Below are 22,812 nucleotides of genomic sequence, written 5' to 3'. Positions count from 1 at the left end.
CGCGCTTGCGCGCGATGGATCTTGCGGCAAGCACATCGCGCGCAAGCGCGCTCCTACAAGGGCACCCTGTTCTGCAACGCAGAAACGAAAAAGCCCGCCCATGCTACTCGCATGGGCGGGCTTTGTTCACGCGGGCTTAGTTGCCCTTGTGGATGGCGCGCTTGTCGACCGAGAGGGCCGCTTCGTGCACCACTTCCGACAGTGCCGGGTGGGCGTGGACGATGCGGGCCAGGTCTTCCGACGAACCCTTGAACTCCATCGCCACGACGCACTCGTGGATCAGCTCGGAGACGACCGGGCCGACCATGTGCACGCCGAGGATGCGATCGGTTTCGGCGTGAGCGATCATCTTCACCTGGCCGATGCCTTCGTTCATGGCGACAGCACGGCCGTTGGCAGCGAAGGGGAAGGCGCCCGTCTTGTAGGGGATGCCTTCTTCCTTGAGCTGCTCTTCGGTCTTGCCGACCCAGGCGATTTCCGGCTCGGTGTAAATGACCCAGGGCACGGTATCGAGGTTGACGTGGCCCGGCTTGCCGGCGATGAGCTCGGCCACCATGACGCCTTCTTCCGAACCCTTGTGGGCGAGCATCGGGCCGCGGACGGCATCGCCGATCGCCCAGACGCCATCGACGCCGGTGTGGTTGTGCTCGTCGATCACGATGCGGCCGCGCTCATCGAGCTTCACGCCCGTGTCGTCGGCCAGCAGGCCGGCGGTGTAGGCGCGGCGGCCCACGGCCACCAGCAGCTTGTCGACGACCAGCGACTGCGCAGCGCCGTCCTTGTCGGTGTAGCCGACGTGGACTTCATCGCCCTTCACTTCGGCCGACGTGACCTTGGCGTTGACCTTGATGTCGAGGCCCTGCTTGGCGAACTCGCGGGCGGCCATCTTGGCGATGTCCTGGTCGGCGACCTGCAGGAACTTCGGCAGGGCTTCGAGCACGGTGACTTCAGCGCCGAGGCGCTTCCACACGCTGCCCAGCTCCAGGCCGATGACGCCCGCGCCGATCACGCCCATGCGCTTCGGCACGGCGGTCAGATCGAGCGCGCCGGCGTTGTCGATGATGTGCTTGTTGTCGAACTTGGCGAACGGCAGCTCGATGGGCACCGAGCCCGAAGCGAGGATGACGTTGGTCGCCGAGATGGTCTGCACCGAGCCGTCGTTGCCGGTGACTTCGACGTTGTTGCCCTTCAGCAGCTTGCCCTTGCCGAAGAACGACGTGATCTTGTTCGCCTTGAACAGCATCGTCACGCCGCCGGTGAACTGCTTGACGATCTTGTCCTTGCGACCGATGAACGTGTCGATATCGATCTTCGGGTTCTCGGCGGTGATGCCGTGATCCTTGAAGTTGTGCGTCAGGTTGTGGAACTGCTTGGACGAATCCAGCAGCGCCTTGGACGGGATGCAACCGACGTTGAGGCAGGTACCGCCCAGGGCGGCCTTGCCATCCTTGCCGACGAAGGCGTCGACCACGGCGGTCTTCAGGCCCAGCTGCGCGGCGCGGATCGCGGCCACATAGCCCGCGGGGCCGGCACCGATGACGATGACGTCAAACTTGTCGCTCATAGCTCTTGCTCCGGATGTTGCTGGCGGTAGTTAGCTACCACCCAATATGGGGTCGCTACATGAAAACGGGAGTCTTTCGACTCCCGCCTTCACATCTGGCGTTTAACCGGCCATCAGAGGCCGAGCAGCATCCGCTGCGGGTTTTCCAGCTGGTTCTTGATATCGACCAGGAACAGCACCGCGTCCTTGCCATCGATGATGCGATGGTCGTAGGAGAGGGCGATGTACATCATCGGCGCGGCGATGACCTGGCCGTTCTCGACGATCGGGCGCTCCTTGATCGTGTGCATGCCCAGGATGGCGCTCTGCGGCGGGTTCACGATGGGCGTGGAGAGCAGCGAGCCGAAGGTGCCGCCGTTGGTGATGGTGAAGGTGCCGCCCTGGAGGTCGTCCAGGCCGAGCTTGCCGTCACGCGCCTTCTTGGCGTAACCGATGATGCCCTTCTCGACGTCGGCGAACGACATGTCCTGCACATCGCGCAGCACCGGGGTCACGAGGCCCTTCTCGGTCGACACGGCGATCGAGATGTCCTGGTAGCCGTGGTAGATGATGTCCGAGCCATCGACCGAAGCGTTGATGACCGGGTAGCGCTTGAGCGCTTCCGTGGCGGCCTTCACGAAGAAGCTCATGAAGCCGAGCTTCACGCCGTTGGCCTTTTCGAACTGCTCGCCCAGGGCCTTGCGCAGCTTCACCACCTCGGCGAGGTTCACTTCGTTGAACGAGGTGAGCATCGCGATCGAGTTCTTCGACTGCATCAGGCGCTCGGCGATGCGGGTGCGGATGCGGGTCATCGGCACGCGCTCTTCCGGACGCGAACCCGGGGTCGGCTTGGCAGCCGGGGCCGCAGGCGCGGCGGCGACCGGGGCGCTGCCGCCCTTGCCGGCGTTGACCAGGTCTTCCTTGGTCACGCGGCCATCGCGGCCGGTGCCGGCGACCTTGGACGGGTCGATGTTGTCTTCCACGGCGACGCGGCGGCCGGCCGGCGAGAGCTCGTCCACGCCCTTCGGCGCGTCGGTCTTCTCAGCCTTGGGGGCTTCGGGGGTGGCAGCAGCCGGGGCGGCGGCGGGGGCGGGCGCGGCAGCGGCGGCGCCTTCCTCGATTACCGCAATGACCTGGCTCGAGGTGACGGTGGAGCCTTCCTCGAACTTGATTTCCTTCAGCACGCCGTCGACCGGCGAGGGGACTTCGAGCACGACCTTGTCGGTTTCGAGGTCCAGCAGGTTTTCGTCACGCTTGACGGCTTCGCCGGCCTTCTTGTGCCAGGTGGCGATGAGCGCGTCGGAGACCGACTCGGGCAGGACCGGGACTTTGACTTCGATGGACATGCTTGCCTTACTCCGCTGCGTGATCGGTGCCGACAGGCGCGACGAGTGCTTGCTCGACGAGGGCTGCCTGTTCGGCGAGGTAGGTATTGAGATGGCCCGGGGCCGGCGAGGGCGAGCGCGAGCGTCCGGCATAGGACAAGCTCTGCTTCGGACCGATGCTGGCCTGCAGGTGGTGGCGGATCTGGAACCATGCGCCCTGGTTCATCGGCTCTTCCTGGCACCACACCACTTCCTTGGCGGAAGGGTACTTTTCCAGTTCGACCGAGACATCCGGGCGCGGGAACGGATACAGCTGTTCGACGCGCACGATGGCGACATCGGTGATGCCCTTCTTGTCGGCTTCTTCGAGCAGGTCGTAGTAGACCTTGCCCGAGCAGAGCACCACGCGCTTGACCTTCTTGGCCTGCAGGTCGCGGTGCTCGCCGATGACCAGCTGGAACTTGCCGTTGGCCAGTTCATCCAGCGAGGACACGGCCAGCTTGTGGCGCAGCAGCGACTTCGGCGTCATCACGATCAGCGGCTTGCGCACCGGGCGCACCTGCTGGCGGCGGATCATGTGGAAGGCCTGGGCCGGCGTGGTCGGCACGCAGACCTGCATGTTGTCGAGCGCGCAGAGCTGGAGGAAGCGCTCGAGGCGGGCAGAGGAGTGCTCCGGGCCGGCGCCTTCCTGGCCATGCGGGAGGAGGAGGGTGAGGCCGCACAGGCGGTCCCACTTGGCTTCGCCCGAGCTGATGAACTGGTCGATCACGACCTGGGCGCCGTTGGCGAAATCGCCGAACTGGCCTTCCCAGATGGTGAGCTGGTCCGGCGAGGTGGTGGCTTCGCCATATTCGAAGGCCATGACCGCTTCTTCGGAAAGCAGCGAATCGATCACGTCGACGCGGGCGCCTTCGCGCACGGTGGCCAGCGGCATGTAGGTGTCGTCGCTGTTCTGGTCGTGCAGCACCGCGTGGCGGTGGAAGAACGTACCGCGGCCGGCATCCTGGCCCACGATGCGCAGGTCGTTGCCTTCCTCGACCAGCGTGGCGTAGGCGAGGTTCTCGGCAAAGCCCCAGTCACCCGGGAGTTCGCCGGCCGCCATCTTGCGGCGGTCGTCGTAGATCTTGGCGACGCGGGCGTGCAGGGTGACGTTCGACGGAAGCGTCAGGATGGTATCGAGCACCTTGGCCAGCTTCTCGCGCGGCACGCCGGTATCGACGTCCATCGACAGCGATTTGCCGACGAAGCGGCTCCAGTCGACCGGGATATCGCGCTGCGGGTTCGGGTCGATCGAGATCAGCGAGGCGCCCTTTTCGAGGCGGCCACGGTAATCGTCGAGCATCTTCTGGCCGTCGTCGGCACCGATGGTGCTGTCCTTCACGAGCGCCTGCGCATACAGGTCGCGCGTGGTCGGGCGCTTGCGGATGATCTGGTACATGAGCGGCTGCGTCGCTGCCGGCTCGTCGGCCTCGTTGTGGCCGTGGCGGCGGTAGCAGACGAGATCGATGACCACGTCCTTCTTGAACTGCTTGCGGAATTCGTAGGCCAGGCGGGTGACCTGGACGACGGCTTCCGGATCGTCGCCGTTCACATGGAACACCGGCGCGTTGACCATCTTGGAGAGGTCGGTGCAGTACAGGGTGGAGCGGGAATCTTCACGCTTGGACGTGGTGAAGCCGACCTGGTTGTTGACCACCAGGTGCAGGGTGCCGCCGATGGCGAAGCCACGGGCCTGCGACATCTGCATGAGCTCCATGTTGACGCCCTGGCCCGCGAACGCGGCATCGCCGTGGATGAGCAGCGCCAGCGACTTCTCGCGCGCGGTATCGCCGCGACGGCCCTGGCGCGCATGCACCGAGCCTGCGACCACCGGGTTCACGATTTCCAGGTGCGACGGGTTGAACGCGAGCGCGACGTGCACGCCACCGTTCGGGGTTTTGACATCGGCCGAGAAGCCCAGGTGGTACTTCACGTCGCCCGTGTGCATCGGGCTATCGTCGTGCTCGAACTTGCCTTCGAACTCGTTGAAGAGCTGCGAGGGCGCCTTGCCGAGGATGTTGACGAGGACGTTCAGGCGGCCGCGATGGGCCATGCCGATGATGATTTCCTTCATGCCGTTATCGCCGGCGGCACGGACGATATCGTCCACCATCGGGATGAGGCTGTCGCCGCCTTCGAGCGAGAAGCGCTTCTGGCCGACGTACTTGGTGTGCAGGTAGCGCTCGAGGCCTTCGGCTGCGGTCAGCGCTTCGAGCACGCGAACCTTCTCTCCCTTCTGCAGGCCCGGGCTGCCCGCGGCCTTTTCCAGGCGCGAGTAGATCCAGCTGCGCTGGTCGTAGTCGGAGATGTACATGAACTCGGCACCGACGGTGCCGGTGTAGATCGCCTTCAGCTTCGCCCACAGGTCGCGGAGCGCCATGCGCTGGCCGCCACCGGCGAAGGTGCCGCAATCGAACTCGGTGTTGAGGTCGGCATCGGACAGGCCATGGAAAGCGAGGCCGAGGTCCGGGGCATCGACGTCGGGAGCGGTCAGGCCGAGGGGATCGAGCTTGGCGGCGAGATGGCCGCGCGAGCGGTAGGCCGTTAGCAGGCGAAGAACGCCGGCCTGTTTCTGCGCGTAGGCGTTGTCAGCCGGGGCGGCGACGGTAGCGGTACCGTTGCCGCGGCGCTGTTTCTGCGCGGCTTCGATGCGTGCGATGGCGCCGGAATGGGCGACGTCGCCGGCCTCGCGGCCCTTGAAGGATTTGAAGTAGGCATCCCATTCGGCCGGGACACTGCCGGAATCGGCTAGCCAGGCTTCGTAGACTTGCTCTACATAATCGGCGTTACCGCCGGCGAGTTGGGAAGATTCTGAAAACTCGCGGATCAAATTTGCGCTCACGTCACCACCGGCACACACGGAAAGGGCGGGCTGTCGCGGGGGCAAGGGAAGGCCGGCCCGCGGCAAAGAATCCGTTAAGTATAGCCCTGTGAGATTGCACCGCGCCAACGCTTTTGCCGTATGACTGAGATATCAAATACCCAGTGGTCTTATCTCCCAGGCGGGCTCGGCACGCTCCCATACCTCGTCAAAATAGGCGTTCAAACGCGAGGTCTCGCCGGGGGCGTCCAGCGATCCTTCGGCATCGAAACGCGAGGCTACGGGCCTGAACAGAAACGCACTGGTGTCGTCGGTGGTGAAGGCCGACCCATAGCGGAGGTGGGTCTCGTCGGTGGGCACCCGGATGGAGACCGCGGTGGGCAGGCGCTGGGCAAGCGCCACCAGGCGGTGCCCATCACGGTGGGCGCGGTTCGCGTCGTGGGTGAGGATCCGGATCCGGGCCGGGCGACCGCTGGTGGCCAGCCGGCGCAGCTCGGTGAGAACGGGGTCACTTTCCAGGACACCGGCGTCCATCACAGGCAGGTAGATCGACGCGCGGTAGCGGGCGCCGGTAAGGAGGCGGACATGGGCGGCGTCCAGACCGGCCCGGTCCTGCGCCACGAGAGCCATGTCCGCCCCGCCGGTCACCGGCGGCGGCCCTTGCGGATGCCGAGGTGGCCGTCGTTGACCAGGGCCAGCAGTACGGCCTTCGCGGTGGTGGTCGGCGCCTTGTCGAAGGTGACCTCGCGTGCGCCGGACAGCGCTTCGGCCAGATCGGTCGGGCATTCGTAGGCCGCGCCACTGACATAAAGCGTGGCGTCCTTCTTGCCGCGGACCCACGCCAGGCGGGCAAACGGGTGGCGGACGAAAGTCGAGCCGCCTTCAATCGCCTTGTCCAGGGCCGCAGCGGTGGTGGCCTTCGGCGGGGGCGCAGCGTCCTGGGCGTTGCGGTAACGGGTGATGAAACGACCGAACCAGTCCGCGAGAAGATCGCGATCCAGCGCCGCCGCGAAGGGCAGGGCCTGGCGCAGGCGATTCAGCGCGGCGGTATCGATCTCGCCGGCGCGCTTGGCCGGAACCAGGTCCGGGTCGGTGTAGCGCAGCTCTTCCGGCATGCGCTCGGCCAGGAAGTCGGCCAGGTCGCCGGTGAGTTCAGCCTGCGAGGGCGCACGCATGCCCAGCGAGAGGGTCATGCAATCACCCAGGGCCACGCCGTCGTGCGGCACGCCGGGCGGCAGGTAAAGCATGTCGCCCGGCTCGAGCAGCCATTCGTGGGTCGGCTCGAAGGTCTTCAGCTGCTTGAGTTCCACGTCATCGCGGAACTCAAGCGGAGCATCCGGATCGTTGCTGATCGCCCAGTGGCGTTGGCCAAGGCCCTGCAGCAGGAACACGTCGTACTGGTCGACATGAGCGCCCACGCCGCCGCCGTCCTCGGCGTACGAGATCATGATGTCGTCGACGCGCCAGGTCGGGAGGAAGCTGAAGGTGTCGAGCAGGGAGGCCACATCGGCATCCCACTTGTCGACGTCCTGCACGAGCAGAGTCCAGTCCCGCTTCGGGGTTTTGCCGAATTCGGCCTCATTGAACGGGCCGGTCTTCACCGTCCAGCGGTCGCGCTTCTCGTCATGAATGATCAGGCGAGCCAGCACGCCTTCCTCGCAGGCCAGGCCAGCCAGGTCGTTCGGCTCGATCGGCGCCTCGAAATCAGGGAAGGCATTGCGGATAAGCAGCGGGCGCTTCTGCCAGTAATCGCGCAGGAATTGCGTAGCGCTCATGCCAAGGGGCTGCGAAGCCGAACCACGGACTTCGATGGGGAGGGGCTTTTGGGTGGGGGTCTTGATGGCCATGGGCGGGATTGTAATCGGCCCGGACCCTGCTGCGTGTGCCCCCAGGCGTCGCAGCGATGTGTTCTGTAGGAGCGCGCTTGCGCGCGATGGGTCTTTCCGCAAGCACCCATCGCGCGCAATCGCGCTCCTACAGGGGCTGTTAGATCGCCTTGGCGAGCTTGTCGGCCAGGCCGATGTACGACGCAGGGGTCAGCTCGGCGAGCGCCTTCTTCGCGTCGGCGGGCATGTCGAGGCTGTCAATGAACGTGCGCATCGAGTCCTTGGTGATGCCCTGGCCACGGGTGAGCGCCTTGAGCTGCTCGTACGGTTCCGGCAGGCCGTAGCGGCGCATGACGGTCTGCACGGCTTCGGCCAGCACTTCCCAGCTGTTGTCGAGGTCGGCGGCGATGCGCTCGGCGTTGACGTTGAGCTTGCCGAGGCCCTTGAGCAGCGATTCCAGCGCGACCAGCGAATGGCCGAAGGCGGTGCCGAGCGCGCGCAGCACGGTGGAGTCGGTGAGGTCGCGCTGCCATCGGCTGATCGGCAGCTTCTCGGCGAAGTGGCCGAGCAGGGCGTTGGCGAGGCCGAAGTTGCCTTCGGCATTTTCGAAGTCGATCGGGTTGACCTTGTGCGGCATGGTCGACGAACCGACTTCGCCCGCCTTCAGCGCCTGGCGGAAATAGCCCAGCGAGATGTAGCCCCAGATGTCGCGGGCCAGGTCGATCAGGATGATGTTGATGCGACGGAGCACATCGGCGAACTCGGCGATGCCGTCGTGCGGTTCGATCTGCGTGGTGTACGGGTTGAAGGTAAGGCCGAGGCCTTCGACGAAGCCCGAGGCCAGCACCGGCCAGTCGACCGCCGGGTAGGAAATGACGTGCGCGTTGTAGTTACCGACGGCACCGTTGATCTTGCCCGGGATCTCGATGGCGACCAGCTGCTTGCGCTGGCGCTCCAGGCGCGCGACGACGTTGGCGAGTTCCTTGCCCATGGTGCTGGGCGAGGCGGTCTGGCCATGGGTGCGCGAGAGCAGCGAGAGCTCCGCGTATTCGTGCGCCTTGGTACGCAGCACGCCGATGACCTGGTCGATCGCCGGGAGCAGCACGTCTTCGCGCGCATCACGCAGCATCAACGAGTAGGCGAGGTTGTTGATGTCTTCGCTGGTGCAGGCGAAGTGGACGAACTCCTTGGCCTGGGCCAGGGTCGGGTCGTTGCCGATCTGCTCCTTGATGAAGTACTCGACCGCCTTGACGTCGTGGTTCGTCGTCGCCTCGATCGCCTTGATCCGCTCGCCGCCATCGACGGAGAAATCGTTGGCGATGGCTTCCAGGCGAGCGACGGACTCGGCCGGGAACTCAGGCAGCTCGACGATACCCGGGTGGCGGGCCAGGGCCAGCAACCAGTGGATCTCCACGTGCACGCGGCGGTGCATCAGGCCGAACTCGCTGAAGATGGGGCGCAGGGCGCCCGACTTGGAGGCGTAGCGGCCATCCAGCGGTGAAAGGGCGGTCAGCGTGGCGTGGGACATGGGTGGGGTCCTGGAAGCGAGAAACGGGGCAGCCGGCGATTATACCCGGGTGGGCGGGCTGCCGGCCGGTTGGCGGGCGTGGGGAAGGTGGGGCGGGGCCATCGCGCGCAAGCGCGCTCCTACAGGGCCGGCGCAGGTCTTGTGTAGGAGCGCGCTTGCGCGCGATAGGCCCGCGACGCGGTGACGAATAAACAGGAAAGGGTCTATCGTGAATGGGCTCCCATCATCTGGATCCCCGCAATGACCCGTTTTCGTACCGAACGCGACAGCATGGGCGAGTTGAAGGTGCCCGCCAAAGCCCTCTATGGGGCGCAGACCCAGCGGGCCGTGGATAACTTCCCGGTCTCCGGCCTGACCATGCCGCGCGAATTCATCCGGGCGCTTGGCCTGGTCAAGGCCGCGGCCGCCGAGGCCAACGTCAAGCTCGGCCAGCTCGACAAGGCCACGGCCAAGGCCATCCGTGCCGCTGCCGACAAGGTCGCCGCGGGCGAGGTCGATGAGCACTTCCCGATCGATGTGTTCCAGACCGGCTCGGGCACCAGCTCCAACATGAATGCCAACGAGGTGATCGCCCACCTCGCCGAAGCTGCCGGCGCCAAGGTCCACCCGAACGATCACGTCAACGCGGGGCAGAGCTCGAACGATGTCATCCCGACGGCGATCCTCGTCAGCGCTACCCTCGCCACCACCGAGAAGCTGCTCCCGGCCCTGAAGCTCCTGCGCAAGACCATCGATACCCGCGCGAAGGAGCTGAAGAAGGTGGTGAAAACCGGCCGCACCCACCTGATGGATGCGATGCCGATCACCTTTGGCCAGGAACTCTCCGGCTGGTCGGCGCAGATCCGCGATGCCGAAGAGCGCATCGGCGATACGCTCAAGCGCACCCGCCGTTTGCCGCAAGGAGGCAGCGCCGTAGGTACCGGTATCAATGCCGATCCGAAGTTCGGCCCGGCCGTGGCCGCCGAACTCGGCAAGATCACCGGCGTGAAGTTCGAGTCCTCTGACAACTACTTCTCCGGCATGGCCGCGCAGGATGCACCGGTCGAACTTTCCGGCCAGCTGCGCACGCTTGCCGTCGCCGTGATGAAGATCGCCAACGACCTGCGCTGGATGAATTCCGGGCCGCTCGCCGGCCTTGGTGAAATCGAACTGCCCGCGTTGCAGCCGGGTTCGTCGATCATGCCGGGCAAGGTCAATCCGGTGATTCCGGAAGCGGCAGCCATGGTCGCCGCGCAGGTCATCGGCAACGATGCCACCATCGCCATCGCCGGCCAATCGGGTAACTTCCAGCTCAACGTCATGCTGCCGGTCATCGCCTACAACCTGCTGCAGTCGATCGAGATCCTCGCCAATGTCACCACGCTGCTTGCGGACAAGGCCATCGCCGGCTTCAAGGTCAACGAAGAGCACGTCCGCGAAGCGCTCGACAAGAACCCGATCCTCGTCACCGCGCTGAACCCGGTGATCGGCTACGAGAAGGGTGCCGCCACGGCCAAGCAGGCTTACAAGGAAAAGCGGCCCATCATGGAGGTGGCGCTGGAGACCACCGGTCTTTCGAAGGCGGAGCTGGCGAAGCTTCTCGATCCGGCCGCACTCACCAAGGGCGGCATTCACGGTGGCGGCGGCGGTGGTGGCTGATCTGTAGGAGCGCGCTTGCGCCCGATGGGGGCTTGCCGCAAGCACATCGCGCGCAAGCGCGCTCTTACAAGGCGCTGCGCGCCATCTGCGGCTGGAGCTGAGCTTCTGATCCCGCATGCCGGGGCGGCTAACGCCGCGGCAGCCAGAGCTCCAGCACGTTGGGCCGGCCGACGCCGGAGCGCATAGGCACAGCACGTGCCTTCGCGTTCCTCAATGCGTCGACGGTGCCGTTCGCCCAGTTCACCAGCGCCGCGGCACACGCGGCGCCCTCCGGTGGATAGAGCACCGTCGCCGTACGCCACTCGTACGGGGTGGGGCGGCCCTTTTTTGCCGCCATCGCGGCGACGTTCTCAATACCGGGCACGACCACGCCGAGCCCGCGGAGATCTGCCAGCGCCGGGCTTGCTAGTGCGCGGGTCTTTTCATCGTAGACCTGCGTGTACAGCGTGAATGGCTGCCCGGGTGCTGCGCATTCCGACGTCACGCGCCGGGCCAGCGCATCGGTATTCACGACTTGCGTCGCTTCCGGCTGCGGCGGCGGGGGCGGCGGTGGAGCAGGGGCGGCCTCGGGCGCAGGCGGCGGAGCCGCCGGCGGTGTTTCGTCAGCGGCGGCCATCGGTGTTTCGCCTGACTCGACGGAACCCGCGGTGTCAGCCTGCGGGGCCGCCGACGGCGGCTGGTCACGCCAGCGATCGTAACTGGCCATCGCCATCGTCCAGTCACTATCGGGCGGATCGACCTGGTTGTTGAGTGACATAAGCGCGTTGCCGCACAGGTCCGCGTTGCCCGGATCCGTCGTGCGCTTGCACGCCTGCGCCAACGGATCGAGCAACGTACCGACGCGATGGCGCAGGTCGTCGCTCATCGCCACGGAGCTGAGGTCCGCCACGAGGCGATCAAACAGTTTCCCCTGGCTCGAGTCGAACGGGGCGTCAAGCGCCAGTTTGTCACTGATGTCGTAGACCTCGGCACTGATCTTCGTGGCCTGCGTGACCGCTGCCGCACGGAGGGCGGCCTGCTGCTGGCGCTCATCATCCAGCGTCTGCCAGCCCGCGATCAGTGCCGTTAACAAAGCACCGACGCCGATCGACGTGCCGACGGTGGTGGCGACGCGTGCGCCACGCTGGCGAGTTTCAGGCGCGGGTGTGGGCGACAGTCCCGTCGACTGCGTTCCCACGACCGGCGTGGCCCACGCCCATGTCATGGCATTGTCCAGGACCGTCGGCGATACGGTGTCGCCCAACGTGCGTCCCAACTGGCAGTAACTTTCCCATTGCGATTCGCTGAAGAATTGCTGGGCGGTGCTTTGTTGGGGGAACGTGGGATCGCGATCGGCATAGCCGGCGACATCGAGCGCCATGCATTCCTGCAGGCGCGGTTTGATGACCAGCAGCGTGCCGCGCGCACCGCTCGCGTAGCAGATGCGGGCGAGCATCAGGTGCGCGGCGCCCGGGTCCGCGGAAATGGTATCCGGCGTACCAAACGCGGGTGCACCTGGGATGGTAGCCAGACCAGCCGGGTCGACAAAGGCGATCCCCGCGTCGTAGTCGATACGCGCCTTGCGCACCAGGTTTTCCACATCCGCGAAACGATAGTCCGGATCGGCGCCGCAATCGACCAGCACGATGAGCGGCAGCTCCCGCTTCAGTAAGGGGTAGACGCCGGTGTTGTCGAAGTGTCCGCCATCGGTGAGGTACCAGTACGCGCTGCGCAGGCCGGGAAAACGGGCGAACATTTCGCGCAGCATGGCGCCGTATTTCGGCACGACACGCTGCCGCCATGGCGGAGGGTTGGGGTTGTTGAGGTTGCGCTGCCAGTAGCCCAGCCGGAGGCCGCTGAGAAACAGCAGTGCGGCCACGCCGGGTCGTGTATTCGAGCCCATGCCGGAACTCACCGCCGCGCCGGAGATCGCCACCCATTCCGCCAGGGTCGTTTCGGCCAGGGTTCCCGCGGCCGGTGACTCGGGTCCGTGCGTCCCGGTTTCAACGCCAAGGGCGCTCACGGTCACGCAAACGCCTTTCCGATCGGCATTGTAAGTGCCGGTGCGGTCGTCCACCGTCTGGTTGATGCAGCAGTTGATCAGGTGGACAGGCCCGCCAAACAGGTGCGGTGTGTACTCGGCGAGCGCCACGTCATCGCCCGGCATCAGCTCGGTGACCTTGGTGATCGCCTGTGTGATCGGCCTCGTGTTCGTCGCCAGTACATCCGCCGGGAATCGCGTGGCGCGCGTCGTATTGGGCCTGGGCCCGTTACCGACCGCGACATAGGTGCGCGCCAGTCGCGAGCGGTAGAAGAAGTGCAATGACGACTGATTGAGCTGACCCAGCGCGCGGCCGTTGAAGACCAGGTACAACACGACCACCGCGAATGCCGCGAGCCAACGCGACCACGCGGCCGGCAGCCAGTCGAGTCCCTGCTGGTCCGCCGGGAATATGAGGAACTGGAACACCGTGGTCCAGAACACCGCCAGTATCGCCAGCATCACAATCCCGAGACCCTGGGCGATTATCAACCAGGGCAGTTTTGCGCCGGCCTTGCCGGAAGCATTCGCCGCGGGCGCCAGTGCGCGCACCACGGCGAACACCGCGGTGGCGATGCCGGCGGTGGTTGCCAGCCGCCACCCCGTATTCACCTGCGCGCTGGGCGAAAAATTGTCGTGGACATACCAACTCGCCATGTCGAGCGCGCCCAGTGCCGCGACCACGGCCAGGACCTTCAGGCAAGCAGCGAACGCCGTGGTGTAGCGCACGCGGTTCGCATCGGCGGGCCGCATGGCCCCACTCGCCCGGGTCACCAGCCATGCGATGGGCGCCGGCGCCAGAAGGAGCGCGGCGGTGAACCACATGTACTGTTCCACGTCGTGCAATCCGTTCCATGCGCGCCAGGCCAGCGTGGCAGCGACGGCGGCCGTGATCAGCGCGGTGAACACGCCGGCGAACGTCGTGCGGCCGAGGAACCAGTAGCCGTAACACGCGATGGCCGCCACCGCCGCTGGGAGCGGCAGCAGCCACCACCAGATGCTGGTAGCGAACGGCGCCACCGCATCGGACGGAACGCAGGTCACGTAGGCAAGGTGTGGCAGCGTCACGACACAGGCGAGCAGCACGGCGAGTACCGCGATCTCCATCTGGGTCGCGAGGAAACCGCGGAGATGGCTGCTCCACGCCTGCATCAGGTCCTTCGTGCCGGCGGGGGCGAGGAAGCGGCCGTTGTTACGCAGCCACCACAGGAACGAGGTGTCGTCGCGGGCCACACCGGTTTCCACGGCGGAAGCCTGCCCCGTCGGCGACGCGTTGAAGAGCCGCCCGAAGGCTGAGCCCACGTAGCCGCCACCGGAGACCGTGGATAGGTAGTCGAAGCGGTGAAGCAGGCGATGGCCGGCGAGCGCGCGAAGCACGCCCAGGCAGAACGTTGCGCTACGGATCCCGCCGCCGGATAGCGCCAGGCCGATCAGGGGATCCCCCGCGGCGACGTTCGCCTTACGCCGCCGCTCGGCAAGCGCTTCCTGCTCGTGCGGCGCGGGCGCCGGACGTGCGGCACCTCCCGATGTATCGGTCATGGTGGATCTCCCCGCCGATGATCACCCGATTCCCCCGATCGCGGCATCCCGCCACGAAGGCTCGGTTGTACGTGCGCGGCGGGGCAGCCGCAATTGGCCAAATGGCGTAGGCGCTACTTCGCGGGGCAGGCTGGATGCTGATCCGGTGCCACCGGCTGGCCCTTCAACTCAGGTCGGTCGTACGGGATGTAACCCTCCCAGTACCACGGGAAACAGGTCCTCCCCAGCGTGGCTTCGATCAACGTCGGGAAGATCGACTCCGCATGGCTAGAGTTGCTCATGAGCAACACGCAGTCTTTCGACCGCTCGAGGCATACGAAGACATTGTTGGTCCCGTCATCGTGGCCTCCCTTGAAAAACGCTGGGCCGCGCGGTGAATCGAACGTCCCCACGCCCATGGCGTAGCCCAGCGAAATCGAATCATTGTCGTTAGTGTCCGGGGCGCCCATGGTGGGGAACTGCTGGACGGAGCGAATTCGCACCACCGGCTTGAGCCAGGTGGCATGCGTCGCCTTCGATAGTCCCTCGCCACGGACCATGGCGGCCACGAGGTTGGCGTAATCGTGGATCGTCGTATCCATGGATCCGGCGGCGCGCACGGAGCCGCGCTGTTTGTGTTCGATGGCCTTGCCGTCCATGTCGTAGCCGATGGTGTTGTTCGCGGCGAAATCGTCGCGCCAGGTCATGCTGGTGCGGGTCATGCCGAAGGGCTTGAACAGGCGATCACGCATCAGCGTGTCCACGTCGATGCCCTTGCCGGTCTCAATCACGAATTGCAGCAGGTTGATGCCTTCACCGGAATACCCGTACTTCGTGCCAGGTTCCTGGTAGAACTTCAGCGGCGCCTTGTCGTCGTAATCCTTGCCAGGTGGCCAGAAACGGAAGTTGGGGAAGCCGGAGCGGTGACTCAACAGCAGGCCGGGGGTGAGCGTCTTCCAGCGCGGGTCACCCGCAAGGTCGGCGTACTTCGGATACTCGGGCAGCGGTTTCGGCAGGTCGGTCGCAATGCTCGCATCGAGGTCAAGACGCTTGTCGTCGACCAGGCCCATCAGCGCGTAGGCGAACGCGGCCTTGGTAAGCGAGGCCGCGTACATCACCGTATCCGTGGTGAGCGGGAGCTTCTTTTCAGTGTCGCGGTAACCGTAGGCCTTCACGGAAACGACCTTGCCGTTACGAATCATGGCGACGGCCAGTCCCGGGACGTCAGCGGCTTTCATGAGGCCCGGCACCGGATCATCGGTAGCGAGGGCGGGGAAGGCGGTAGCCATGGCGGCCGTAAGTAGCATCGATCGCAGCATCACACCTCTCCTTGTAGCGACGGCCTCCGAAGAGGCCGTCGCATGGGGTTCGATCAGGAATCGTCGCGCCAGCGGCGGAACCATATCGCAGCGGCGATCATCGCCACGCCTGCCACCGCGCCAATCCATGTCGAGGGGTTCGCCAGGGCGCTGTAGTGGTACGCCAGGTTCAGGCTCTGCAGCACCGCCGCCGGATCGTCATGGCCCGGCAGGACCAGGGGTGACGTCGTCTGGCCAACCCAGCCACCCGGTACCAGGCCACCCAGCACGCGACCCACCACGTTCGTCCAGAACCAACTGCTACCGCGATTGAACAGGCCCATCAGGCCGAACCAGCTGACGACGATGCCGGCGCCGACCGGGAGAGCGATGGCCCAGAGGAACGGCTTGCTGCGGGCCCAGGCAGAGCAGAGCATCAGCCAGCCCAGCGTAGGCAGGGCCCACAACGCATACAGCGGCAGCAGGAGCAGAAGGGTGAATACGACCTGGAACGGGTGGGCTTCCATCAGCAGGCGCCAGGCCGGCACACCGTGGAATGTGGCGAAAATCGAGACCACGATCATCAGGAGCAGGCCGGCGACGACTCCGGTGACCACCGCGATGGCCGGCGCCACGATCACCGCGCTCGCTGCCTTGGACAGCACTGTGTTCGTATCCGACAGCGGCAGCGACTTCCAGAACAGGATGCTGCGGTCGCGGCGGTCGTCGTACAGGGCACCGAGGCAGTAGAAGAACACCACGATGGCCATGACCCCCAGGATCAGGAAGGTCACGCCGTACAACGTCATATCCAGTACGGCACCGGCCTGGACCAGGTTGTCGGCATCGAAGGCGCGATCGAAGTTGGTGTGGAAGCTATCGCCCTTGCCAACACCTGCCCAGCGGCGGCCAAGCACTTCAGCCGTGATCAGCAGCATGACGTTAAGCACCAGCGCGACGATACCGGCCACGATGGGTGCCGTGACGAAGCCACCCTTGTGCTCCCAGAACTCGCGCTTCACCAGCCAGTAGAAGCTTTTCATGCGTAGGTACCCTTCATGGTGGCGACGAACAGGTCGCCGATCGACGGGCGCCGCACCTCGCCCAGGCTTTCAAGCTGCGGGCGGCTGACGTTGTCGAAGAGGAAGATGCTTTTGCCAAAGACCTGCCGCTCATCCAGCGGCTTAAGTTCCCGCGCCGCGGCCGCCAGTTCCGAGCTGACCAGTACTTCGGCGAAGCGCTCACCCAGGCTATCCATATCGGTATCGAGGACGATCTTGCCATCGCGGATGAACATCAGGTCGGTGAGGATGTGCTCGATCTCTTCGACCTGGTGGGTGGTGATGAGGATGGTCTTTTCCTCGTCGAAGTAGTCTTCCAGCAACGACTGGTAGAACTGCTTGCGGTAGAGGATATCCAGGCCCAGGGTCGGCTCATCGAGCACCAGCAGCTTCGCGTCGATCGACATCACCAGCGCGAGGTGCAGCTGCACGATCATGCCCTTGGAAAGCTGCTTCACCTTCTGCCCCGGCTGCAGCTTGGTGCGGGCCAGGAAGGCATCGCACTTGGCGCGGTCGAAGCGGGGGTGGGTGTTGGCGACGAAGTCCACCGCGTCGCGCACCTTCAGCCAGCGTGGCAGCACCGCCACATCGGCGATAAAGCACACCTGTTCCATCAGCTTGTCGCGATCCTTGCGCGGATCCAGGCCCAGCACGCTCAGGTGGCCGTCGAAGGTGGTCAGGCCGAGGATCGCCTTGAGGGCGGTCGTCTTGCCGGCACCGTTGGGGCCGATCAGACCGACGATGCGGCCCGATTCGATCTGGAACGTGGCGCCATCCAGGGCGACCTGGTTCTTGAAGCGCTTGGTCAGGCCATTGGCGGTGACGACCGCTGTCATGACGGATCCTCCGTGGAGCCAGGGGCTTCACGCATTAGGGTTTTCAGGTCGAGGCCCATGCGCTGAAGGCGGGCGAACAGGGCCGGCCACTCTTCGCGCAGGAAGCGCTCCCTCTCACTCTTGAGCAGCGCTTCACGCGCTCCATCGATAACAAACATGCCAAGACCCCTCCGTTTCTCAACCAGTTGTTCATCGACCAGCTCCTGGTACGCCTTGGAAACGGTCAGCGGGTTGATTTGGAAATCCCCCGCGACCTGGCGCACCGACGGCAGCGGGTCGCCTTCACTTAAGGCGCCGTCCAGGATCATCGCCACTACGCGTTCGCGGAGTTGGCGGTAAATCGGGACGCTGTCGTTCCAGGTGATGGACATGTAGTTATTCCTTGGCCGTGTGGCTCAATGCGTTGCCAAACGAATAGTAGGGCATGGCGAGCTGTGCGCTGATCAGTGCGGCGGCGCGGTCTTCCGCGCTACGCCGCAGGGCGGCAGCTGCTGAATCCAGGGTGGCCTCGCTCAGCAAGGCGGCCGCACGCACATCGGCGTCGGTGGGCCGCACGTCGATGGAGGGCAGGTCGACGACACGGATGCCGTTGACGAAGTGCGGCGCGGCGACTATGGCGGCAGCGCGATCATCGAAGGAGCGCAGGGCGAACACGCTGGTGCCGGCGATCAGGATAGAAGCGGTCAGGGCGATGAGGTTCGGCGCTTTCATGGGGTTACTCCAACTCCGATGATGTGCTGCGTAGTGCCAGGGGTTACAGGGAGGCCAGGCTGGTGTCGGCGTCGGCGTAAACGACGATCGGGGCCAGATTGGTGACGTGGGCGCCGTTGATCTCAGACAGCGGCGCGACGGCGAACGAGGTGTGGTGGAAGCCCACCAGGGTGGCGACGGCGATGGCGAAGGAGGCGGCCAGGGCGGTGTAGTTCAGGCTGTTGGTCGTGGTCTTCATGGTGCTCTCTCCAGTAGTGGTCTGGGTGACCGGTGTTGTAGTGAACTATAACACCTAATCAGCGGCCGTCAATCGAAATCTTCTGAATTTCTATATGACTTATGGCCTATGCCGGGTTTTGGGCTGTGCTGGTGCGGTAGCGAACCGGGCACCTCATCGGATGCGCCCAATCGGGAAATGGTTGCAAACGACACATTGCCGGAACCTTGCCGGCGGTCTTCGGGATCTGTGTAGGAGCGCGCTTGCGCGCGATGCCCCGCCTGGAAAAGAAAAAGGCCGCGATCACTCGCGGCCTTTTCCTGAACTACGAAGCGAAGACGCTTACAGCTCAGCGCGGAACTCAACACCAATGATCCGCGGGTCATTCACGAAGGCGGTGCGGTTGTTGAAGTCGATACCGCCGGTGATCACCTTCTTGTTCGTGATGTTGCGGCCATACAGCGCCACCTCACGCTTGCCGAAGTCCCAGTTGTAGCCCACGCGCACGCCACCTTCCAGGAACGGCTTGCTCTGGAACTCTTCCGAGTCGTACAGGAAGAAATTCACATCGCTGCGGTAGTTCCAGTCGGTGTAGACGAAGAACTCGCCGCTCTCGCCGTACGGGATGCCGTAGCGGGCCGTCCAGGTGCCGATCCATTTCGGTGCGTTCGGCAGCGGGTTGCCATTGATCAGCGCATTGCCCGACGCGTTCAGCGGATCGATCACGGTGCAGCCGCCGCCGCATGGCGCCACGGCCAGGTCACGATCCTTCAGTTCGGTGTGGTTATAGCTGCCGCCGGCCGTCATGTAGAAGTTCGGGGTCAGGTAGGCCTCGAGGTCGAACTCGGCGCCGTAGCCTTCCGTCTTCTTCGCGTTGATCAGCTGCGTCACGTTGGTCGCACCACCCACTGCGGTCAGCTGCTGGTTGTGCATGTTGTACTTGTACACGTCCGCATTGAAACGGATCTTGTTGTCGTCCGAGGTCGACTTGTAGCCGATTTCATACGACGTGATCGTCTCGGGCTTCGCCGTGGAAATGCTGTTGGCGAAGTTGATACGACCCTGCACGCTGGGCGCGCGGAAGCCGTTGGCGATGCGGCCATAGACGTTCGAGTTCTTCGACAGCTGCCACGTACCGGTCAGGTCACCGCTCCAGCGCGAGTCAGTCGGGTCCGAGGTCAACGGGCCCACCGGGCCGGTGAAGCCAAGGAAGCGCTCCGCCTTGAAATCACGCTTGTCGTGCGACCAGCGGGCGCCAGCGCGGACGTCGAAGTCATCGGTGACGTTGTAGTCAGCCGAACCGAACAGCGCGTACGCCTTCGTGCGCTGGCTCTGGTCCACCCAGCCGTTGAGCACGTGGTTGTTGAGCGTGTCGTACGAGAAGTTCGTGATCGCGATGTCTTCGTCGAAGTAGTACGTGCCGACCTGCCACTTCAGGCGCTCCGACGTGTCATTCGACAGGCGGAATTCCTGGGTGATCTGGCGATCCTTCGGCAGCGCGTCAGCGGTTTCCGAGTAGAACGGGGTGGTGCGGTTGGTATAGCTCGGCTTGGCCGGGGTCTCGGAGGCATCGTAGCCGCCATCGACATCGCCCAGGCTGTAGGTGGTGGCGCGTTCCAGGCCCGTGATGGACGTGAAGTTGAGGTCGCCGAAGTGCCAGTTCAGGTGCAGGTTGCTGCCCCAGGTGAACAGGTGCTGCTTGTTGTTGCCATCCTGCGAGACCGAATCACGATCGAAGCCCGGCACGAACTGGTTGCTGCCCAGGGTGATCGAATCGGCGCGGTTGACCATGGCGCTGCCATCGAGCCAGCGGGCGTGCACGTTGATCAGTGCATCGAACGCGTCGGTGGCCTTGTACAGGGCCTGCAGGCGCACGGCGCGGTCGTTGTAGCCGCCCAGGTCGTCCTTCTTGCCCTTGTAGTCGTTATCGATCCAGCCATCGCGGTGCTGGGCAAGCGCGGAGATGCGGCCCGACCAGCTGCTGGAGAGCTTACCGCCGAGTGCGGCTTCCGCGTTGGCGGTGCCGTACGAACCGTAGGAGACGCGGGCATAGCCCTCGGTTTCCTGGGTCGGCTTGCGCGATTCGAACTTGATCACGCCGGCCGGCGAGTTACGACCGAACAGGGTGCCCTGCGGGCCACGCAGCACTTCGACCTGCTCCAGATCGAACAGCGGGAAGCCTTTCAGGATCGGGTTTTCCTGCACGATGTCGTCGTAAACCATCGACACCGGCTGCGACGCGTTGAGGTCGAAGTCGCTGTTGCCGAGGCCGCGGATGTAGAAGCGAGGGAACTCACGCCCGTACGAGGTCTCGGCGTACACGCTGGGTGCGCGCGAGGCGAGCTGCAGCACGCCATCGCCGGCCTGGCCGAAGGATTCGAGCTTCTCGGCCGTCACCACGGTCATCGAGATAGGTACCTTCTGCAGGTCTTCCGTGCGCTTTTCAGCGGTCACGGTGACCGTTTCGAGCGTGGCGGTCTTCTGCTTGTTGGCGGGCGGGGTGGCCTGCGCGGTGTCCTGGGCGAACGCGGAACCGGCCGAAAGGACGGTGGCGATGCTCAGGGCAATGGCGAGGCGACGCGGCATGCGGCGCGTGCGTGCAAGGGACATGATGTTTTTTCCGCCTGGTGGGGGTACTGGGATGGAAACCGGACCTCGCCAACGTACGAACCGACGTACGGTGCCAAAACCCCTGGCGAGGGCCGAGCTTCGCAAATTATCCCCCGTGACGTGGTCATGACGGAAGTGTTGCTTTTACGTAACACGCATGTTCTGGCGATGTTTTCATGCCTTTTTACGCGATGTCACGGAAGTGAAATGAGCCCCCGCTAACGTGCCGCTCCGTTCGGCTCGCGAACACGTTGCCGACAGAAGACGTCGGTATCGCCGACGTTTGAGTATTTTCTCAAACCATTCGGAGCAGCTTTCCCATGAAGAGACTTCCCCTGGCCGCCGCCTTCTGGACGATGTGCGGTACCGCGGCCGCCGAGGGCGCCCCGCAGGCCGCGATCGAGCTGTACGTGGATACGACGACCCGGCAACTCTTTGCGGAGCCCGGCCCGGGCCGGCAGCGTCTGGGCAAGTTCGTGCAGGCTACGGATGAGGTGGCGCCCGTGGCAGGCGCGGTGGTCGCCGCGCCAGGGGCTTCGACCACCGCGACGGCACCTGCCAGTGTCGCTGCGACCTCCACCGCCGTCGCATCCGCCAAGTCGGGTTCGTCTACCGCCAAGGCCTGGTACGACAAGATCGGGATCCGTGGCTACGTGCAGATGCGCTACAACCAGGGCCTGGATGATGGCGCCAAGGACCTGAAATCGCCGGGCGATCGCTTCATCGGCCGTGACCAGGGCTTTGGCATCCGCCGCGCCCGTGTGGTGATCAGTGGCGATGTGTCCGACAAGATGTCGATCTACATCCAGCCGGATCTCGCGAGCACCCCGACCGGCTCAAGCACGACCAACTTTGCGCAGTTGCGTGATGCGTACGCCGACCTCTGGCTCGACAAGGAAAAGACCTGGCGTATCCGTGCCGGTCAGTCGAAGATTCCTTATGGTTGGGAAGACCTGCAGTCCAGCCAGAACCGCCTTGCACTGGACCGCGCGGATGCGCTGAACTCAGCCGTCCGTGATGAGCGCGATCTCGGTGTATTCGCTTACTGGTCGCCGACCGAAGTAAAGGAGCGCTTTAGCTACCTGCAGAAGTCGGGTCTGAAGGGCTCGGGCGACTACGGCATGTTCGGCATTGGTGTGTACAACGGGCAGGGCGCCAACCGCCCGGATCGTAATGACCAGCTGCACACCGTGGTGCACTTCTCGTATCCGTTCAAGTTCGCCAATGGCCAGTACCTCGAAGTGGGTGCGGATGCCTATACAGGCCGCTACGTGGTTTCCACCGGCTCGGCCACCATCAACGGCGCGACGTTTACCCCGCGCGTGGAAGCGCCGGAAGAAGGCTCGGTGGATCGCCGCGTGGCCGCACACATCGTCTACTTCCCGCAGCCGTTCGGTTTCCAGGCGGAGTGGACCGTGGGTAAGGGCCCAGAGCTTGATGTGGCTCGCCGGATCATCCGCACGAAGTCGCTACGCGGCGGGTATGCGCAGGTGATGTACAAGTTTGATAGCGAGTACGGTTCGTTAATGCCGTATACGAAGTGGCAGACGTACCGCGGTGCGGCCAAGTTCGATACGAACGCGCCGAAGATGAGCGTGGATGAACTGGAGGCCGGTGTGGAGTGGCAGCCGAACAGCGCAGTGGAACTGGCCGTGGCGTTCGCCAACATGCGCCGCACGGATGTGAGCGCGGCGCCGTATCCCATGGTGAACGGCAAGCTGGTGCGCGTGCAGTTGCAGGTGAACTACTGACCCCTGCCGTTGTAGGAGCGCGCTTGCGCGCGATGGGTGCTCGCGGCAACTCCCATCGCGCGCAAGCGCG

General features: G+C 64.8%; 16 protein-coding genes. 2 read left to right on the top strand and 14 right to left on the bottom strand.

Features of this window, described 5'->3' with window-relative positions; translation table 11 throughout:
• Positions 1-136: 136 nt before the first annotated feature.
• The 6 genes from lpdA to purB form a co-directional block, all read right to left on the bottom strand.
• Positions 137-1,564, bottom strand: a complete 1,428-nt coding sequence (gene lpdA / locus VGN46_RS19235) for a dihydrolipoyl dehydrogenase (protein WP_331646236.1) — start codon at positions 1,562-1,564, stop codon at positions 137-139.
• Positions 1,565-1,677: 113 nt separating this feature from the next.
• Positions 1,678-2,889: a 2-oxoglutarate dehydrogenase complex dihydrolipoyllysine-residue succinyltransferase gene (gene odhB / locus VGN46_RS19230; protein WP_331646235.1), complete on the bottom strand. Its 1,212-nt coding sequence runs from the start codon at positions 2,887-2,889 to the stop codon at positions 1,678-1,680.
• A gap of 7 nt (positions 2,890-2,896) precedes the next feature.
• Positions 2,897-5,749: a 2-oxoglutarate dehydrogenase E1 component gene (locus VGN46_RS19225; protein WP_331646234.1), complete on the bottom strand. Its 2,853-nt coding sequence runs from the start codon at positions 5,747-5,749 to the stop codon at positions 2,897-2,899.
• A 132-nt stretch (positions 5,750-5,881) separates the two neighbouring features.
• Positions 5,882-6,358, bottom strand: coding sequence for a hypothetical protein (locus VGN46_RS19220; protein ID WP_331646232.1), 477 nt, complete (start codon positions 6,356-6,358; stop codon positions 5,882-5,884).
• Positions 6,359-6,372: 14 nt separating this feature from the next.
• Entirely contained in the window at positions 6,373-7,575 is a 1,203-nt protein-coding gene (locus tag VGN46_RS19215; RefSeq protein WP_414675278.1) for a JmjC domain-containing protein, read from the bottom strand.
• 139 nt (positions 7,576-7,714) lie between these two features.
• Complete coding sequence (purB, locus tag VGN46_RS19210; RefSeq protein WP_331646228.1) at positions 7,715-9,082, bottom strand: adenylosuccinate lyase; 1,368 nt, start codon at positions 9,080-9,082, stop codon at positions 7,715-7,717.
• Between the two features lie 240 nt (positions 9,083-9,322).
• Here purB and VGN46_RS19205 point away from each other — a divergent pair, with 240 nt between their 5' ends.
• A complete protein-coding gene (locus VGN46_RS19205; protein ID WP_331646226.1) occupies positions 9,323-10,720 on the top strand; it encodes a class II fumarate hydratase in 1,398 nt (465 codons plus the stop codon).
• 127 nt (positions 10,721-10,847) lie between these two features.
• Here VGN46_RS19205 and VGN46_RS19200 read toward each other — a convergent pair whose 3' ends face one another.
• From VGN46_RS19200 to VGN46_RS19165, 8 genes are all read right to left on the bottom strand, one after another.
• On the bottom strand, positions 10,848-14,279 hold the full coding sequence (locus VGN46_RS19200; protein ID WP_331646224.1) for a patatin-like phospholipase family protein: 3,432 nt from the start codon (positions 14,277-14,279) through the stop codon (positions 10,848-10,850).
• Between the two features lie 113 nt (positions 14,280-14,392).
• Positions 14,393-15,577 (bottom strand): serine hydrolase domain-containing protein, encoded by a 1,185-nt coding sequence (locus VGN46_RS19195; protein WP_331646222.1) that lies wholly within the window; start codon positions 15,575-15,577, stop codon positions 14,393-14,395.
• Positions 15,578-15,630: 53 nt separating this feature from the next.
• Complete coding sequence (locus VGN46_RS19190) at positions 15,631-16,599, bottom strand: hypothetical protein (protein ID WP_331646220.1); 969 nt, start codon at positions 16,597-16,599, stop codon at positions 15,631-15,633.
• Positions 16,596-17,453 (bottom strand): ABC transporter ATP-binding protein, encoded by an 858-nt coding sequence (locus VGN46_RS19185; protein WP_331646219.1) that lies wholly within the window; start codon positions 17,451-17,453, stop codon positions 16,596-16,598. The genes VGN46_RS19190 and VGN46_RS19185 overlap by 4 nt, the downstream gene beginning before the upstream one ends.
• Positions 17,450-17,824, bottom strand: coding sequence for a GntR family transcriptional regulator (locus tag VGN46_RS19180; RefSeq protein WP_331646217.1), 375 nt, complete (start codon positions 17,822-17,824; stop codon positions 17,450-17,452). The genes VGN46_RS19185 and VGN46_RS19180 overlap by 4 nt, the downstream gene beginning before the upstream one ends.
• Positions 17,825-17,828: 4 nt before the next feature.
• Complete coding sequence (locus tag VGN46_RS19175) at positions 17,829-18,164, bottom strand: hypothetical protein (RefSeq protein ID WP_331646215.1); 336 nt, start codon at positions 18,162-18,164, stop codon at positions 17,829-17,831.
• Positions 18,165-18,207: 43 nt separating this feature from the next.
• A complete protein-coding gene (locus VGN46_RS19170; RefSeq protein ID WP_331646213.1) occupies positions 18,208-18,402 on the bottom strand; it encodes a hypothetical protein in 195 nt (64 codons plus the stop codon).
• A 321-nt stretch (positions 18,403-18,723) separates the two neighbouring features.
• Positions 18,724-20,991 (bottom strand): TonB-dependent receptor, encoded by a 2,268-nt coding sequence (locus VGN46_RS19165; protein WP_331646211.1) that lies wholly within the window; start codon positions 20,989-20,991, stop codon positions 18,724-18,726.
• Positions 20,992-21,311: 320 nt separating this feature from the next.
• Between VGN46_RS19165 and VGN46_RS19160 the strand changes: the two genes are divergently transcribed.
• The gene (locus VGN46_RS19160) at positions 21,312-22,742 is read left to right on the top strand and encodes a porin (protein ID WP_331646210.1); all 1,431 of its coding nucleotides are present in this window, start codon (positions 21,312-21,314) and stop codon (positions 22,740-22,742) included.
• Positions 22,743-22,812 lie beyond the last annotated feature (70 nt).

It is taken from the genome of Luteibacter sp. (assembly GCF_036500425.1).
Lineage (GTDB): Bacteria > Pseudomonadota > Gammaproteobacteria > Xanthomonadales > Rhodanobacteraceae > Luteibacter.
Note: the sequence above shows the minus strand (reverse complement) of the source record. Positions and strands in the feature narration are given on the sequence as shown.